This window comes from Enterobacter sp. PP-008-ECC_S150 (assembly GCF_045257065.1).
In the GTDB taxonomy this organism is placed as follows: domain Bacteria; phylum Pseudomonadota; class Gammaproteobacteria; order Enterobacterales; family Enterobacteriaceae; genus Enterobacter; species Enterobacter chengduensis.
Genome location: NZ_JBJHHG010000018.1, coordinates 1 through 16,144, shown reverse-complemented (window position 1 = coordinate 16,144; position 16,144 = coordinate 1). Strand labels below are relative to the sequence as shown.

Sequence of the window (16,144 nt, the reverse complement as noted above, 5' to 3'; positions counted from 1 at the left end):
CATTCTACTCCTGTCAGATACCGTTAAATGTCGCCAGCCGTTGCTTGTGGCTGTCGCTCATATCGAAAGCAAAATCCTCATGCTCAGCCTGGAAGGTACCGAACGCCATCAGCGCAGATACAGCCGGGTCTATCTTGTTGGAGGATTTCTTCTTGTTGGGCTTAATGTTGGCGTTAGCGTCGGACTCCATCACCACGTTACCAACCGCCCAGGCCAGAACCGGATCGCCACGGTGGCGCACCACTCTGCGGTTAACGAACACCTCAAAGGATTTCGCTACCGGACTGAATTTGAGATAGGTTTGCGGGAACGGCTCCACATCAAGCCCCGCCCCCTGTAGCTGGGTGCGCAGGTGCGTGGCGTTCCACGTATCGAAGCCCACTAGCCGGATATTGAAGGTTTCAGCGTCGCGCAGAATATCGTCACGGATACGGTCATAGTCGATGCAGTCGCCGGGGGTGGTACGTATCCAGCCCGCTTTCACCCACTGGCGGTAGATGGCGCGGTTTTTGTTGGCGACGTTAAGTAGCTGGGCTTCCGGCAGATAATGACGGGTAAGGAGTCTGATCTCCCTGTCGAACGGGAACGCGTAACTTACGCTGGTGATGTCGCTGGTAGAGGACAGGTCAAACCCGGCATAACACTCCATTCCGGCCAGGTCGTCTTCGGTATAGTCGAGCGCACAGGCATCCCATGCCCCGGCCCCCATCCACGGCGTGGAGCCCTGACACCAGATATTGAAACGCTTGGTCAGCATTTCCACCCACTGCGACGGTATACCCCGCGCTTTCTGGATGGTGGACTCCAGTTTCGCCGCATCAACGGACACATGCAGGTTAGGGTTAGCCTTGATCCACATTTCCGGCTGCTCAACCTCGCTTTCGTCGTCCAGTTCGTAGATCAGGACAAACAGCGAATCGTTGTTCTCTTCCCCGGACAGAATCTGGCAGCAGTAGTCATAATGCTGTTTACAGGCAGAGACAACGTTGCTCCCGGCAGTCGTGATGGCGAACAAAATCGCCTCCGGACGTGCGCCCATACCCAGCTCAAGCGCGGAATAAACGCCGTTATCCGGGTGAAGGTGGTATTCATCAACAATCGCCAGGCTGGGGTTAGTCCCTTCAATGGTGGCCGCTTTCGCCGCCAGCGGCTTTAACAGGCTGTTGCTCTTCGGGAAAATGACCTTATGCGCCTGGATATTGACGCGCTTTTTCAGCGGTTTTGACAGCAGGCACATCTGGCGGGCATCGTCGAACACGATTCGGGCCTGATCACGACTCACCGCCGCCGTGTAGATATCCTGCTGGCCCTTCTCCATTACCAGAAACCAGTTAGCCAGCATGGCGGCCACGGTTGATTTGGCGTTCTTACGCGGTACCTCAATAAATGCGCTGCTGTACTTACGGCGGCCTGACTCCCTGACTTTGAAACCCAGCAGGTTAGCAAAGGCGAACTGCTGCCACGGCTCAAGCTTTATTGGCTGGCCCCGAAGCGGGCCTTTGACGTGAGGACAGAGCCGCGAGAACGCAATAAACCGCTCTACGGTCGCCGTATCGAACTCATAACGGGGGTCTTTAAGGTCTGAAAAGTACCTTTCCACGGCCTGTTTAACGCGCTTACAGGCCGGAATTTCGCCCGTTTTTATCGCGTTTGCGTAGTCATTCCAGACGGTCAAGTTCGTCTTCCTCTTCCGTTTCCACCGGATTCCGGCGGCGGCTTACCGGATCAAAGCCCAGCAGCGACGACATTTTAATCATGATTTTTTCAGCGTCGGCCTTTGCGCTCAGTGCCGGGTTTCGGCTCTCGCCGCCCTGGCTGTTAACAATGCTGAATCCACGGCTGGCAAGGTCTTCAACGGCTTTGCGGTACATCGAATAATTGACGCAAAAAAGCTCAAGGTTGTTCCAGTCGGCGGGAGTCAGATCACCGCGTTCGGCCAGCTGCTTCGCCTTTGCTTTCCACTGCTGCGCGGCTAACTCATCAAGGTAAGCTGGCGGTTTTGGTGGTCTTGCCATAAAAATTTCTCGTTTCCATCGCGTTTTATTTTCAAAAAATTCACCGTGCGTAAAAATTTGAGGGGGCAGGCGGTGCCTTGCAGCAGGGGGTTTGTCTTTAAAACCTCCCCCACCCCGTCCATGCCGCCTGTCAGCGGTTGCGGAAGCATTCCATAAGCTCCCGGTCACGCTGGCTCATGCGCTTTGCTACGGGCTTCGTGTGCGCTCTCTGTCTGGATGGTTGCCATGCCTCGCGCTGCTTTATCAGCCCACTTATCAGCCGCTGCTGTTCCTGCTCAGTCATTGTCAGCCTCATACATCCAGTCATTGCGATGGGCTGCACGATCTTCCTGCTCACGGTACAGCCCTGCTTTGCGCTTCGCTTTGGTGGTTGGGTCTTGCTGTGTGGTCTTCTGGTTATGATGCGCCTGGCATAACGGCTGGTGATTCCACTCAGGCCAGAACAGAACATCATCACCGCCGTTGATAGGGATGATGTGATCGACAATCTTTGCAGGCACGTAGAGGCCCAGCTTCTGACACTCAACGCACAGCGGATAGCGCTTAAGGTACTGAGCGCGGTACTTCTCCCATGAGGCTGAGTAACCACGCGCGCGGCGGTGGCCGCGTCTGGCATCCTCTGCCCGCCACGCTTCCCGCTTATGCTCGTCACACTTGCCAGACTTCACCCGTTTATTGCATCCCGGCTCTGTGCACCGGCGTAGTGGTTGCCACGGCATCAGTACACCCCCACATCTCGGTAGACAGACCACAACGCAGAGACAGCCATCGGTATCTCTTTGGCGTCGGTGTCACCAATCATCGTGCGGTACTCGTACAGCTGAGAAACGTACATCAGACAGCCGATCTTGATAGCAGGGGTGAACTCCAGACCGTTATCAAATCGCTTGCCAATATGCTTCTGGCAGACCTCCAGCGCAGCTTCGATGTACGCCTGTATCAGCGTGTCTTCATAATCATCATCAATACGGCAATGCAGCTTTGCTTCTTCCAGGCCGATTAACTCACTCATTGAAAATGCCTCCCTTGCACAGCAGCTCAAGCCGGGTGTGATCCACATCAGGAATTACGGCCACAATGCCGTAAACCTGCCCCCAGACGTTTGGAGATCGGTACAGAATGCGGTTTGCGGTGGTTATATCGTCGCGGTAGCGCGTCCAGATTCGCACGGTAGCCTCGGAGTAAAGTGCCCCGGAAGACATGCGCTCACGCCCGCTGATAGCTCGAATTTCAGCCCAGACGGTGGCAAGATCAGCCCATTCATAGATAATCTGACCAGTCGGGTCGCGGTGAGATTCAGACTTCTGAAAGGTAATGCGGCGTTTCATCTTTCCGGCTCTCATTCGCCACCTTCCTTGCCGTCTTTGCTGATCTTCACTTCCTGCTTCCATGCCTGGCTGAATTCGTCACCACCTTCACGCGGCGGCATCCCCTCACGTTCACGGGCTTCGTTCGGGTTCATGATCCCGTTCTTAATGCCGCGCTCATAAGTGGCATAACGTTCGGTTGGCGTGGCGCGGAGAAGGTCAGCAGAGTCAAATTCCACCTGATAGCGGGTTCCCGGAACCGGAGAGGCCACCAGCAGCGCAGATTTGATTTGTTGTTCGAAGTTTGCCAGCCACGGGCGCATCGTCATGGTGAGAAATGCGCGGCTCGCTTCGCTGAAATTGCTGTAGGTGCTGTTGCTGTATTCCTGCAAGAAGATGGGCGACACGTTGAACATGCGGGCAATGTCTTCAATGGTGAAGCGACGGGAGGCCAGCCATTCGGCATCCTGATTGCTCATGCCAAGCTGCTTGTAGTCCATGCCACCTTCAAGGATCGGTGTTTTACCGGCATTTCTGGCGCCCTTGTAGCGCTCCAGTGCATCCATCGCCTGTTTGCCCTTCACGCTATCGAGCCACTCTTTAGTGACCACCACACCCGCCGCCATCATGCCATCTTTCATAATGCTGGCACCGTGCCGCTGCTGGGCCAGACCTAACCCCAGCGCCTCACGGCAGACGGTGATAGGAGAACGCCCCAGAAAGCCATCATCGGTGGAGTAACGCAGGTGCAGAATCTCTTCCTGCAGGTAGGTGCGCACAGCCCCGGTAAACGGTTCAGTAACGGTGTATTTGTACTTATGCTGGCCGATACGCTCAGGAACAACCGCCCCCGGCGCATACGGGTGCAGGGATTGCGGCTGGCCGTCGCGGCCCCACTGGATCACCGCATAGGCGTTACCATTCAGCAGACAATGGCGCATCATCGTGCGTTTGAACTGGTAAGGTGTCTGGCAGTCGTTCGGCTGCTCGTTCAGCAGAAAATCCACCGGGTGATTGCTCAGCCATTCCCGCGCCTCTCGCCCGTTATCGTTGCGCACGCGGTAGAGATAGCAGGGCATTGTTGCCACAGCCTCACTGATAACTGATACGGCGTTCATGACCGCCGGCAGAGATTCCGCAGTACCCGCAGACACATACTCGCCTGATCCGGTATTTGGAATCCCTGCCATCGCCAGAAATTCATCAATAGTCATGCTGCGCTGCTCAGAGGGTTCAGACTTACGGCCAAACGGCCAGATATTCCACATATCAGAGCCCCGCTAATTCAGCCCAGCGGCGACGGTTATCGCCAGCGCGGCACAGTTCAGGATGTTGGGAGAAAAGCGAACGGTGCGCGATTTCCACTCCAGACTCAGGATAAGCAGGCATAGAGGTAACGGTAATCTCCCGCAGTTCGGCTGCGGTAACAGTGCGCAGGTATGGAGACTGGCCGATATCCCACGCCTCTTTCAGCGCCCGGAAACCAAAGCTCATGCCGGAGATATCCCCACGCTCCACCAGCTCCAGCACATCGTTACCAAGCTGGGTATTCGGCGGGGTCAGCTCGAAGCGCAGCCCGGTATCGTCTTCGGACAGCACCAGCGTGCCGGATTTAGTGCGGCCCAGCAGCTGGGTATAGTTATGCTCGTACAGCGCACGCACATCGCTACCGGATGCCAGGCTGTCTTTAAACGCGCCCGGCGCAAACTGCTCGCGGAACTCGTCCCAGATAATTTCAGAGAGACTGTTCCAGCGCACGGCATAGCCCACCAGCTTTTTGTTGCTGGCGCTCACTTCGGAGGTACGGATTTCAAAATCGATTGTTTTCATTACTGGACTCCACAGAGGGCAAAAAGGGGCCGCAGCCCCTTAAACGTCAAATCAGGAACCGGAGCCTGAAAGCTCAAGCACCTTGATGGCGTTGGAGTCCACCACACCACCGCCCAGGTATTTATCGGTATGCACCTTGTAGAAACCCGGCTCGGTGATGTTGTCAGGACGGGTACGCACGCCAGTGGTGTGATCCACGATGAAATAGCCGCGCTTGAAGTCGCCTACCGCGAGGAATGCTTTACCTGCCTCCGCATCCGGCATGGTTTCCAGATACTGAACAGGACGGCCCAGAAGCGTATCGGGAGAACCGGCAACCAGACGATCGCGCCAGATGTAATCTCCGTTGCCGTTTTTCAGCTTTTGCAGTTTGGCTGCGGTGTTGGAGTTCATCACCCATACGGCGTTTTTGCGATATTTGGCTTTCAGCTTATACAGCAGGTCGATCAGACCATCAGAGGAAACGTCAGCGGCTTCCATCTTCTCCAGCGTACCGAACGGACGGGCTTTATCGGCACTGGCCGCGCGAGGGTAAGACAGGAACCCTTTGGATTTTTTATCACCGTCGCCGTTCACAAAGTCACTTTCTTCGGTAGCGGTGAAGGTGTCAGCAATTTCAGAAGACAGCCAGCCCAGAATATCCACCTCGGAGAAGTCGAGAATCTCCTGAGTGGTTTTCGGGTAGGCGTAGATCGGGTTGAGTTTGATATCAACGCGCTCCATCTTCGGCGTACTGGTTTCGGTACGTGCCTCACCTTCGGTACCACGATTAACGGTAGTGCCGCCCACAGATACCAGCTTCTGGTATTCGTTGGTTTTGGTGGTCTTCACCGTTGCGATCGAGCGCATCACGCTATCATCCTGCAACTGGCGCATGATCTCTTTGTCCAGCTCAGGGATAACGGTATAACCGCCGTCAGCCTGCACCAGCGTGGAGAGAGAGCGGGTATCACCGGTCATGATGTAGTGGCGCAGCTCGTCGTTGCTTACTGGCTCACCTTCAACGGAAGTACCTGGCAGATTGCGCTGATCGTCGGCGACGGCTTCAAGACGGGTGATTTCAACTTCAAGCGCATCAGCCTGGGCGCGGAGTTCATCGAACTTTTTGCCCTCTTCTTCGTTCAGGCTGCGCTTTTCGGTGTCGGCTTTCTCCAGCATGGAACGCATCTGTGTTTTGAGTGCGGCTTTCTGCTGGCGTAATTCGAGTAGTTTCTTCATGGAGTGGTTTCCGTAACAATTAACGTTGAGACGTGAAACCAGCGCTTGGAGGGGAGGCCGTTAAATCTTTTTCTGCCTCTCGCAGGCTGTACTCGCTACAGCTTGACTTAACGGCCAGTGGCGGCTCACGTCTGAGTGCCACTCTTCAAGATATACATGAGAATATTAAATAAAACCCCCTCTTGAGTAAGAAGGAGGAAGGAGTAGAATCAGGTATAAGTAATTTACAATTCTCTCCAAATTGATACGGGTGTGTGGATGCAGGGATATAAAGAGTTTTTAGAATCCTTACAAAAAATGACTGACGTTCGGTTGAATATCGCTATATTGCTGACTTGCTTAGCCGCTATCATCTTATCTTCACCAGACCATTTCATTTTAGATCCAGTTCCCAAATTGATTCCACAAAGTTTAATCCTAGTAACTTCAATTCGCTTGGTGTTTTCTGTCATTAATACTATACACACTATGATATCCAAGAAAATAGAGAAACAAAAATTAGAAGCACAAGCTCTAATTGAAAAACAAAACAAAGAGCGTGAAAAAGAATTGCTAAAAGATAAAATTAGTTCTTCCATTGATGAACTGGATGTCTTTCAACTTTACATAATAAAAAAACTAATTGGCAAAAATAATGCTTCACATGCTAAAGGTGCTACGTTGTTTTCTTTATGCAATTTAAATATCACCTATGTTGTTGCAACAGGAGAACGCTCACAGAGTGTGGCGTTAACAAGTATCGCAAAAGATATACTTGAAAAAAAATTCAATAATGACATTTCTCAATTGGAAAAAAACGCTGCAACCAGAGCGTTTAATGCCATGGCTGAAAAGGAAATATCTTCATTTAAATTACTTTTAGAAAAAGATGTCACAAAAACAACATGGACAGATCGCAGTGGAAGATTACATTACTCACCTAGCGAATATATTTTTAGAAATTTCAGTGATTCCATCATCTTTGAACAGCCGCAAAAAGGCTATGAATATACATTAAACTCTAATTTAAGAAGCATACTTGAAAAGTATTGTTAGATAGCCGCCAACAAGCGGCCATCTTTCATCACTTGCGGTTAGGATGACATTTTGTCACTAATGCTTTGTAAGTATTCAATCAACGTTTCCAATTGTTCCCGGTTTGTAGTCAAGATCTCCTCTGATAAAGTGCTTCGCAGAAAGTCATGGTGATCGATCCAGAAGAATGCCCCATCAGACAAGGCCTTTCGGTATTCCTCTGTGCTCATCGTGTCCAGGTCATGCAGCCCGTATTGGTCCTTGTGAGTTTTAATATCCTGTATTGTGATTGGCATAAAATCTCCTTAATGAATTTTTTCGCCGCGTTCCGGCATATCTTTACCATATTTAAGCGACATCTGGAGTCGGTTTAATACCTCCTCCGCTTGAGCCATGACCCTTTGCCAGATCGATAGTCGTCTTTATAATTCCCTTGCTTACTCCTGAGTTGTCCATGATGCCGCACTTAGCGCCGCGTTTAGCAATGCCGCACTTAGCGCCGCACCAGTTTTCTCAAAAAATTACGCAAACCCAGTAATGACGGGGGTTTCAGTGAAATGCCGCACTTAGCACGTGTATACAGGGACTAAGTGCGGCATTTGGTCATAAAACATACTAAATGCCGCACGTGCCGCACTTACCGCCGCATTTACTCGACTGTAACTGGGTAAAGGTTCTCACCCTCGATGCGAATGATTTGCTCACTCTCCAGCTTGTCCAGCCAGCGCGGGAATGACTTTCTCACTTTGTCTGCACCCAGCGTTGCACGTAGATCGTCTTTAATGACGGAGATAGTGCATGGCTCCCCCTTAGCTGTGCGGCTGCGTACTGCCTGCCATAGTGCATGGTGGTTATCGCTAAGACGGGAGACATTGGCCAGTTCAGGCTCAACCTCTTTAGCCTCTCTCGGCTGATCGTGCACAACCAGAGAGCAAACAAGCTCACCATCTTCATCGGTGTAAAGCTCTGCCGTTCTCAGGTCATACGCTTTACGCTCTGGCTCCTCCGCGTCTTTCATCTTGGTACAGGTCAGAATAAGCGCCTTTCCATCCCCTTCACGCTTAACGTTAAATTCAGTATCAAGCGCAGCACGGAAAGCACTGGAACCGCGAGCGCCTTTCCCTTCATCTTTGCCGGAGTGGTGAACTACCAGCACCGTTGCACCCGTTTTCTGTTTGATAACGTCACACCCCTCAATAAACGCCCCCATATCACGAGCATCGTTCTCGTCATTCCCCCCAAAACAACGGGCCAGCGTATCGATCACCACCATGCGAACCGGCACACCACATTCGACTTCAATCTGCCTGGCAGCAAGAAGAACTTCTGTGACCTCTGACTCACGCACCGGGAACACCGGACGATTGACCAGCCAGAGGTTTTCTGCCTGTATGCCATGCACCTGTTCCCATGCCCGTATACGCCGGGGAACACCTACACCACCCTCGCCAACCACATACAGCACCGCGCCGGGAGTGACCTTCTTCCCCGCCCATGGCAGACCAGCAGCGATATGACAGGCCCACGATACGGCAAGAAAACTCTTATACGAACCGCTTGGGCCGTAAATGCTGCACAGAGACTGAGCTGGAAGAAAGTGTTTAAGGATATAGTCCTGACGGATATCAAAGCCCTCAGAACCGCGAGAGAGAGGCAGCTTTGTCCTGAACTTTGCTCCAGCATCAGGGAAGACGCGGTGAATGCGCTGCACGTCAGACAGCATGGCATTCATTTCCCCTTCGCCTATCTCTTCCACCAGCACAGAACGCCGCGCGGTAATCATTTGTTTGCGGTCCGTGTCGAGATACCCGGCATCACAAAGCTCCTCATACGGCATTGCTGCTATCTGGTTGAGGCGAGCCACCAGCTTTCCGTAACGGGTAGTGGGGTCCTTATGCTGGTGGAGGGCTTTATCCAAATCGCTGCGACTGTACTGCTTGCCATGCGCCCATAGATATGAACAGGTGAACAAGGCATCAGATACAGTTTCTACAGCTGTCAGTTGTACCGTCATTTTGGTATGCCTCCGCTCATCTGGAATTTGCCGATCAGAGGATGGAACCAGTACGCAGAGCCATATTTGCGCTTAGCACTGCGCAACACCAGCCGCGCCGCTTCCCTGAACTTTTCATCAGGCGCAACGAACCCGCCAGATTTCAGCTTAACCAGCATCACCCCTGTGTTTTTCGCCAGCTCCTCAGCCTTTTTGGTTGAGATACCGTATTCAGCGGCCAGTGTTGCTACTGGCGTCATACCCGGAGGGATTTCTCCTCCCTGACTATCGGTGAGTGACTTAACCTGTTCCTCAAGATGCAAAATCTTTTCAACCAGCAGATCAACGCGGTTAGCCAGCTCGTTGAATTTCACGTTACTGATCATTTGCGTTCCCCTTCAGCTGGAAGGACGAATGACTTATCCAAAGCGTTAGCCAGATCATCAGCTAAGCGCGATGCAATATCCATTAAAGCCATCAGGTGGATGCGCTTCTTTTCATCGTTCGCTATAGCTACAAAAGCTGCACACGAAAGAAGAGCCGAAACCTCTTGAGCAGTGGTCAATAAGTCCTGATCGCTCTTGTAGGTATAAAGGTTATCCATTGAGCGCCCCCTTTGAATTCTGCTCGACCATGCTTGCCGCCAGTTGATCCGATACTCGTCTGGCCAGACTGATAAGGTTTTCACGCTCAACCTGATCTACGTCGCACTCCTCGACAACCATCAACAACGCAGCCAGTTCACAGGCTATTGACGTGCTTTTATTGGTTAATTCACGCATGGCAAACCTCCACAACCCGAAGATCATGAAATGGCAGGCGAGCAGCAAAAATGAGGTTTACCCCCGGCATAGTCTCGCGGGCCTCCTGTTCGCTGGATGCGTTGACGTAGATCACCAATGGTTTGGCGGTAGGGTAGTGCTCAGAAGCGGAGAGAAATCTCCATGTAAATTCCGGGCGAGTTTGGGTAGACTTCTTGAAAGCCATAGCTGTTACCTCAGATAACGGTTTGGTTAGAGGCCCGTTGGTGTTGGTAGCGCCAGCGGGCTTCGTCTTTTCTGTACCCTGATTATCAACCAAGGTGTAAGTAACTTTATTTTTAGGTGGCTTACATGTCAATGCTTTTGTGTAAGACTGATTCTGTGTATATTGTCTTACACCAGCATACGGAGGATTGCAGATGGCTACAGGCCCCAAAAACACGAAGTCACAATCATTAACCGCCCGCATCCCACACGATGTCATAGAGGGAATGGAGTCCGTCAAACGGAACGACGAAAGCAATGCAGCGTTCATCGTAGCCGCCATGCGCGGGGAGATCGCCCGACGCCAAGCAGAAGGAAACGGGGAAAATATCCTTGTTTCTTCCCTCGATACGCTAGCGCAGGTAGAAAAGATTGGAGTCAAAGCCTCCGAAGAGATCGGACAACTTATCAGCGTTGTTCGTGACGAACTCCAGCGCAGGAAGGCCAAGTAAGCAGACAAGGAGTGATACCCGATATCTGGATAACGGTCGAAACTACGGGATTTTCCCGGGGTATGCTGCATTGCAGTACACCCTGCACGCTGATCCAGTTCTCCCCAGATTTGGGGAAATGGGGTGTGCGCCAATGCCGCACACCCTAAACAGCCCAATTTCTGGGTAGTTTCACGTAACCTCGCCAATGGCGCAGTTCCTGCAATCACAGGAGCGCTCAGGCTTTGACCACCAGCATTAACCCTGGTATCCTGACTTTGCTTAAGTTTTTGGTAGTGACATTGGCGGCCCTGCATGGCCGCTTTTGTTTTATGTATCATCCCCGCCACCTTAAGCCGTCTGAGTACGGCGGTTCGCCGCAAGGTAATTGTCGAGGTCTGACTTCATATAAATGACTTTGCGACCAACCTTATGATGTGGAATCCCCACCTTTCCTGTATGAGCCCAGTTAGCCAAAGTCTGAGCATTCACACCGAGATAGGCAGCAGCCTCCGCGCGGGTTAATCGTTCAAGAATGGTTGGATTATTAATTAAACGCATATATATCACCGTGTATTTCTGATTAACAGTGGTGATACTTTATTATTGATATATATACTTTAGGAGAAAGCGAAACCAGATATAAATTCCTATATCTGGTTCACTGCATTGCTTACAAGATTAAGGGGCGTAAAACTAGATTTATTCCCCTTCTAATATGATTAACTCATAATTTCTGTTTTTCGGCTTAACAGCAGGGTTTAACCCAGAATCTTTTAACCACTTCTCTACCGTTCCAGCTACTGGCACGTCTTTCCACGCCTTTCTCAAATGCGCTGATATGTCCTCTGAAAGTCCCGCAAGGCTTGCATTTGGATACTTACCCCACGTATCGGCAGCGATTTTTATTGCTGTTGCATGGTGTCTGTTTGTTTTACCTTTCTTGGCTAAACTTCTGTCTTCGCTTATAACTTTTTTCTTCTTAAAAATATCCATAGCTTTGCTATTGTGAGCACTCTCAACCATGGAACCAAATACAACCATCAAATCATTTCTTAAATCAAGGCAACCAATAAGGTCAGCAATAATTGCGGCCTTAACAATTGTCCCCGCATTTTCTCCATAAATCCCATGCAATACAGAGTTAACATGCTCTTTAGAATTGAACGAAGTTTGAAGCTCTCTTGCATGGTTAAGTATTTTGTCATGCTGTTCTAAAGGTAAGTCGCTCAACCTTTCTGCATTTGACCAATATTTTTTACTGGCAGATACAAAAAGATTATTGATTTCATTGAACACCCCTTTTTCATCCTTCAAAAGCGAATTTGCTAGCGCCTCAGCATCTTCATCGCTCATGATGTTTTCAACTGGTGTCACCATTGTATAGTTATATTTTTTTAAAATTTCACGTTCTATATTTTTATCTCCATCTAAGATGGCCTGATAAAACGCAAGTTTATCGTCTTGACTCATCTTATTGGTCGACTCGATAAATGATTTACTGATTAATTCAGAAAGTTCAATTTGTCTATTCATTTTCAGAAACCTTAATATTTTTGGATAAATCAAAAATGAGACGGCGCTTTTCTTCTTCGCTCAGACCTTCAAGAGCAAGTAATAACTTCGCATCAAGAGATTTTTTACTCTCAATAATCCCGGCGTGTTCGAGTATTGCCCGTTCTATTCTTGAAGCTGGTTCCATAAGTTCATCAGCACTGAAATGCAGATAGCCCTGGGTAACATCCGCGCTTCTCATAGTTCGGTGGTTGAGCAGGCGTTTCAGGATATAATTACCCACCCCCACCAGCTCAGCAACGGTACCAAAGGTTCGGCGGCCGTCATGCCATTTGAAAGGAATAGGCTTTAGCAGGTCTGGGTTTGGGTCTGGCACGGTGGCAGCACTTATGCGATCGATAATGTGCCTGTACTCTTTAATGACACCTTTATCCCCAGGAAAAACCAATAATCCATCTGCCGCTTTCATCTTGGCTCGGCGGCGAAATAATTTCAGTAGAGTTTCAGTAATGGGGAGTTCAAGCGGATCGCCGTTTTTTGTGGTATCAATCCAAAAATATCGGCCTCCAAGATTAACTCTATCCCAGCTAAGCTCTAAAATTTCAGACTTACGCAGTCCGGTAAAAATAGCCATTTCCACAGCATCGCAAACCGCCGCTGCTATATCATCGCGCCCCTGTTCGGCAAACTCTCGCACGGACGATAAGGCGCTAAACCACCTTCCAAGCTCATTGGTGCGGATACGCTCAGTCTTCCTCACGGTACCATGCCATTTGCGCTTTGTGCTCAGTACCATTGTAGGCGGGTCCGGAAGAAGCGTTTTCCCTTCCTCGTCACGGTAATGATCGTGCGCGAAGCGGTATATAGCACGAAGCACCCTAGCCCAGAGATCGGCCTGTGCTTTACTGCCGCTTCCAACCCCTGCGCGTAGCGTTGATTTATCAGCACCAAACCACACAGAACCATCAGTAACGGCTTTGTGTCTGGTTTCCACCCGTTCACGGCTGATAGAGGCGATTGGTTGTTTCATCCAGTCACCAGAGAAATTTTGCAGGATGGAACGATACTGTTTTGCTGTATCGGCGCTTAACCGTTCATCACGGCTTTTGATATAGGTGTCCAGCGCATCATTAAGCGTAACCAAAGCCTTTTCATTGATGCGCTTTTCGACGTTAGGGTTTCTGCCTGTAGTGGCTACGTCTCCCAGAAGTTCGAGAGCCTTTGCCCTGGCATTATCAATAGTAAGATCGGGAAATCTGCCTAAGGTGGCCCGTATAAATTTGCCATTACGTTTTCTGGAGATACAAAAGCTCTTCGCGCCACTGATCCCCACTCGGAGCCGTAGCCCGTTCACAACGGTATCACCATACTCCACCTGGCCACGTTCGGCGGGCGGCAGGCTTTCGAGTTTTGCTTTCGTGAATTTGAATGTTTCCACAAACACCCCATACCAAGCGATCAAGGTATCCTGCAAATCGCTTGTTTTGCTCTAGGATACCTATAGGATACCGCAAACGAGTATTTTAGAGTATTTCTGGTTATTTATACAGTAAACTAAATGCCATTAAGTTAATGAAAATTATAGATAAGTATTTTTAGGTAAGAAGTTGCATCCTGACTCATAATCGCTTGGTCGCTGGTTCAAGTCCAGCAGGGGCCACCAAATACAGCAATGGCTGGAGAGAAATCTCCAGCCCATGTGCTTTTTTGGATACATATCGGGATTTCGATAGTGGAACACATAGGGCCGTTGTCGTGACTCCGCACCTTTAAAAAACTCCCCCTTCTAACTTTACTCAATGAAGGGATTAACATGAGTCCACGTCGCCAGTCACCTAATCAGGCTTTAGATACACATCAAAGTTGATGATTAAATATATTTCCTAAAAGTATGTTTTTTATTGGATCATTTACCACGCCAATATACGTAACAACATTGACACGAAATGTTACAAACAGAAAAATCATGAAGGAGTAAGGTCAGAGCAATTAATGAAATAAATGGAGTTAATCAGAATGGCTATACCACTTTATCTCTGGCTTTACAGCGAAGAAGGGAAGCAGTTAAAAGGTGACGTTGATGTACATAGACGCGAAGGTAGCATTGAAATAACCGGACTGTCACACGGCGTGGAGATACCTACAGATGATTACTCCGGAAAAATAACAGCCACACGCCAACATTCCCCTTTTGTTTTTACAAAAGCGCAAGACGTCTCAAGTCCTTACCTTTATCAGATCGTTAGTACGGGAAGAGTTCTTAAATCTGCTGAGCTAAAATTTTATCGAATCAACTATGAAGGGCAGGAGGAAGAATATTTTAATATTTTTATGGAAAATGCACGTATTACCTGCATTGTGCCTTATATGGAAGATGTGAAGGATCCCGACTTCACACATTATGATCATATGGAAGCCATAGAAATGACATATGAAAAAATAACATGGAAATATCTGGACGGTAACATTGTCCATTCCGATAGCTGGAAAGAACGCAGCGCGGCATAAGGGGAATAGCTCATGGCATGGACCTACTACCAAAGTACTGGCGAACTCTGGCATAAAGGTAAACTTATTGGCACAGGATATTCCGGAAACCTGACAAACAAAAATAATCCAGACCGTCAGCACGTTAAGGGGATGGGACCATTACCACGCGGAACGTATCGCATAGGAGGCCATACATCCTCAAGGGGGCCAATGACAATCAACCTTAAACAAACCTCTGGCGAGAGTTATGGACGATCGCTTTTTCGCATCCATGGCGAGAAAAAGGCACCAGCCATTCCTGGTTTTGCGTCCGAGGGCTGCATAATCATGGGGCCTCACATTCGCTCTAAAATAATTCTTTCGTCAGATCGTACGCTTGAGGTAGTGCGTTGAAAAAGTACGCACTGTATCTAATTGTCTGCATTATTTCGGCTTCCTGTATAGCGTCAGAGAGTGACTGGATAATCTATATTAAGCGGGTGTCCAGCGCTGACCAGGCAGCCATTCAGGCATTACCAGCGAAGATTAAAAGCACTGGTGATAATCTGGATGACGAGCATGCTGAGCAGTTGGCGACCGCCATCAGCATGGCGCTTATCCGCGCCCCCAAATTAGTGCTGAATGTCACCAATCAATTTGAGTTGAACCCAGATCCTTTACAGCAACGGTTTGGAACCACTTTGATATGTAGCATACCGATGATGATACACAGCACTAATGCGGAGGTTGAAACCTATTTAGCAAAGGCTAAATCAGCATTGGAGAAAGCGGGCTCCCCAGCAAGAGAATGCTTAAGCAATATGCTAGATGTAATCAATGAGGTTAAGCAAGAAAAGGATAAGGACTCAAAACGTTAGCATCATATTATAACAAGCGCTCTTCTGAGCGCTTAATCTTTGAACCATTAAATAATAAACCACATATCACTCCAGTTTATCCAAAAATAAAAGAGCACATGGCCAAATCCTCCCTTTCAACCATCACCGTATCAAATAACAGCGCCTGCTCGGCCATGAGTGCGACGCAGAAATTTGAAAATATCTATATCCCACCGGGAATGAACTTGATATGAAAACGATGCAGCTGTTTTTGATTATGTTAGTGATATCGCGCGTGGCTTATGCAAACGACTGTACTTCTGTTGATAAAATGGACAAGGCAGATAACGCAGCCTCTGCCATTCACTGACCTGCCCCCAGTATTAGATACAACTATCAGTTAGTAATGTCGGTTTGTTTACCTTCACATTTTTCATTTCGCCACCGTGCTGCAAACTCTGATGGCGTCTGATAATTCAGTGCTGAAT

The 16,144-nt window shown here is 49.4% G+C and carries 21 protein-coding genes; 5 read left to right on the top strand and 16 right to left on the bottom strand.

The annotated features are described in order from the left end of the window. Positions 1 to 13 precede the first annotated feature (13 nt). The 8 genes from ACJBF3_RS18640 to ACJBF3_RS18605 form a co-directional block, all read right to left on the bottom strand. Entirely contained in the window at positions 14 to 1,675 is a 1,662-nt protein-coding gene (locus tag ACJBF3_RS18640; protein ID WP_406545238.1) for a terminase large subunit, read from the bottom strand. Next, complete coding sequence (locus tag ACJBF3_RS18635) at positions 1,659 to 2,015, bottom strand: phage terminase small subunit P27 family (RefSeq protein ID WP_000113647.1); 357 nt, start codon at positions 2,013 to 2,015, stop codon at positions 1,659 to 1,661. The genes ACJBF3_RS18640 and ACJBF3_RS18635 overlap by 17 nt, the downstream gene beginning before the upstream one ends. Before the next feature lie 275 nt (positions 2,016 to 2,290). Continuing rightward, the gene (locus ACJBF3_RS18630; protein WP_047723297.1) at positions 2,291 to 2,734 is read right to left on the bottom strand and encodes an HNH endonuclease signature motif containing protein; all 444 of its coding nucleotides are present in this window, start codon (positions 2,732 to 2,734) and stop codon (positions 2,291 to 2,293) included. Further along, positions 2,734 to 3,027, bottom strand: a complete 294-nt coding sequence (locus tag ACJBF3_RS18625; RefSeq protein WP_001549740.1) for a head-tail connector protein — start codon at positions 3,025 to 3,027, stop codon at positions 2,734 to 2,736. The genes ACJBF3_RS18630 and ACJBF3_RS18625 overlap by 1 nt, the downstream gene beginning before the upstream one ends. Next, positions 3,020 to 3,358 carry a phage head closure protein gene (locus tag ACJBF3_RS18620; protein WP_047723299.1) on the bottom strand — a complete coding sequence of 113 codons (339 nt, stop codon included), beginning with the start codon at positions 3,356 to 3,358 and terminating at the stop codon, positions 3,020 to 3,022. Before ACJBF3_RS18620 ends, ACJBF3_RS18625 begins: the two co-directional genes overlap by 8 nt. Further along, positions 3,355 to 4,590, bottom strand: a complete 1,236-nt coding sequence (locus ACJBF3_RS18615) for a phage portal protein (RefSeq protein WP_047723301.1) — start codon at positions 4,588 to 4,590, stop codon at positions 3,355 to 3,357. Before ACJBF3_RS18615 ends, ACJBF3_RS18620 begins: the two co-directional genes overlap by 4 nt. A 1-nt stretch (position 4,591) precedes the next feature. Continuing rightward, positions 4,592 to 5,152: an HK97 family phage prohead protease gene (locus ACJBF3_RS18610; RefSeq protein WP_021538173.1), complete on the bottom strand. Its 561-nt coding sequence runs from the start codon at positions 5,150 to 5,152 to the stop codon at positions 4,592 to 4,594. Between the two features lie 51 nt (positions 5,153 to 5,203). Further along, positions 5,204 to 6,370, bottom strand: coding sequence for a phage major capsid protein (locus ACJBF3_RS18605; protein WP_116609073.1), 1,167 nt, complete (start codon positions 6,368 to 6,370; stop codon positions 5,204 to 5,206). A 258-nt stretch (positions 6,371 to 6,628) separates the two neighbouring features. Between ACJBF3_RS18605 and ACJBF3_RS18600 the strand changes: the two genes are divergently transcribed. Then, positions 6,629 to 7,405 (top strand): hypothetical protein, encoded by a 777-nt coding sequence (locus tag ACJBF3_RS18600; RefSeq protein WP_047723477.1) that lies wholly within the window; start codon positions 6,629 to 6,631, stop codon positions 7,403 to 7,405. A gap of 628 nt (positions 7,406 to 8,033) precedes the next feature. Here ACJBF3_RS18600 and ACJBF3_RS18595 read toward each other — a convergent pair. Genes ACJBF3_RS18595 through ACJBF3_RS18575 form a run of 5 tightly spaced genes read right to left on the bottom strand, consistent with a single transcriptional unit; the run spans position 8,034 to position 10,364 of the window. Further along, positions 8,034 to 9,398 carry a helicase RepA family protein gene (locus ACJBF3_RS18595; protein ID WP_063445318.1) on the bottom strand — a complete coding sequence of 455 codons (1,365 nt, stop codon included), beginning with the start codon at positions 9,396 to 9,398 and terminating at the stop codon, positions 8,034 to 8,036. Further along, positions 9,395 to 9,763 (bottom strand): hypothetical protein, encoded by a 369-nt coding sequence (locus ACJBF3_RS18590; protein WP_047723475.1) that lies wholly within the window; start codon positions 9,761 to 9,763, stop codon positions 9,395 to 9,397. The genes ACJBF3_RS18595 and ACJBF3_RS18590 overlap by 4 nt, the downstream gene beginning before the upstream one ends. Continuing rightward, a complete protein-coding gene (locus ACJBF3_RS18585; RefSeq protein ID WP_006178882.1) occupies positions 9,760 to 9,981 on the bottom strand; it encodes a hypothetical protein in 222 nt (73 codons plus the stop codon). The genes ACJBF3_RS18590 and ACJBF3_RS18585 overlap by 4 nt, the downstream gene beginning before the upstream one ends. Next, entirely contained in the window at positions 9,974 to 10,159 is a 186-nt protein-coding gene (locus ACJBF3_RS18580) for a hypothetical protein (RefSeq protein WP_047723482.1), read from the bottom strand. Before ACJBF3_RS18580 ends, ACJBF3_RS18585 begins: the two co-directional genes overlap by 8 nt. Then, positions 10,152 to 10,364, bottom strand: coding sequence for a host cell division inhibitor Icd-like protein (locus ACJBF3_RS18575; RefSeq protein WP_047344599.1), 213 nt, complete (start codon positions 10,362 to 10,364; stop codon positions 10,152 to 10,154). Before ACJBF3_RS18575 ends, ACJBF3_RS18580 begins: the two co-directional genes overlap by 8 nt. Positions 10,365 to 10,557: 193 nt before the next feature. Between ACJBF3_RS18575 and ACJBF3_RS18570 the strand changes: the two genes are divergently transcribed. Continuing rightward, positions 10,558 to 10,854, top strand: a complete 297-nt coding sequence (locus tag ACJBF3_RS18570; RefSeq protein ID WP_014072029.1) for a YlcI/YnfO family protein — start codon at positions 10,558 to 10,560, stop codon at positions 10,852 to 10,854. Positions 10,855 to 11,184: 330 nt separating this feature from the next. On the opposite strand, the gene ACJBF3_RS18565 is transcribed toward ACJBF3_RS18570, so the two are convergent. From ACJBF3_RS18565 to ACJBF3_RS18555, 3 genes are all read right to left on the bottom strand, one after another. Further along, positions 11,185 to 11,394: a helix-turn-helix domain-containing protein gene (locus ACJBF3_RS18565; RefSeq protein ID WP_045341105.1), complete on the bottom strand. Its 210-nt coding sequence runs from the start codon at positions 11,392 to 11,394 to the stop codon at positions 11,185 to 11,187. Positions 11,395 to 11,535: 141 nt separating this feature from the next. After that, positions 11,536 to 12,369 (bottom strand): hypothetical protein, encoded by an 834-nt coding sequence (locus ACJBF3_RS18560; RefSeq protein ID WP_052951236.1) that lies wholly within the window; start codon positions 12,367 to 12,369, stop codon positions 11,536 to 11,538. Beyond that, positions 12,362 to 13,786 (bottom strand): integrase arm-type DNA-binding domain-containing protein, encoded by a 1,425-nt coding sequence (locus ACJBF3_RS18555; RefSeq protein WP_406545237.1) that lies wholly within the window; start codon positions 13,784 to 13,786, stop codon positions 12,362 to 12,364. The genes ACJBF3_RS18560 and ACJBF3_RS18555 overlap by 8 nt, the downstream gene beginning before the upstream one ends. A gap of 578 nt (positions 13,787 to 14,364) precedes the next feature. Between ACJBF3_RS18555 and ACJBF3_RS18550 the strand changes: the two genes are divergently transcribed. From ACJBF3_RS18550 to ACJBF3_RS18540, 3 genes are read left to right on the top strand one after another with little or no spacing between them, the layout of a single operon-like run. Next, positions 14,365 to 14,856, top strand: coding sequence for a type VI secretion system tube protein TssD (locus tag ACJBF3_RS18550; RefSeq protein ID WP_045331878.1), 492 nt, complete (start codon positions 14,365 to 14,367; stop codon positions 14,854 to 14,856). A gap of 12 nt (positions 14,857 to 14,868) precedes the next feature. Further along, positions 14,869 to 15,231: a tlde1 domain-containing protein gene (locus ACJBF3_RS18545; RefSeq protein ID WP_071994439.1), complete on the top strand. Its 363-nt coding sequence runs from the start codon at positions 14,869 to 14,871 to the stop codon at positions 15,229 to 15,231. Next, positions 15,228 to 15,695, top strand: a complete 468-nt coding sequence (locus ACJBF3_RS18540) for a hypothetical protein (protein WP_045331848.1) — start codon at positions 15,228 to 15,230, stop codon at positions 15,693 to 15,695. The genes ACJBF3_RS18545 and ACJBF3_RS18540 overlap by 4 nt, the downstream gene beginning before the upstream one ends. The last annotated feature ends 449 nt before the right edge of the window (positions 15,696 to 16,144 follow it).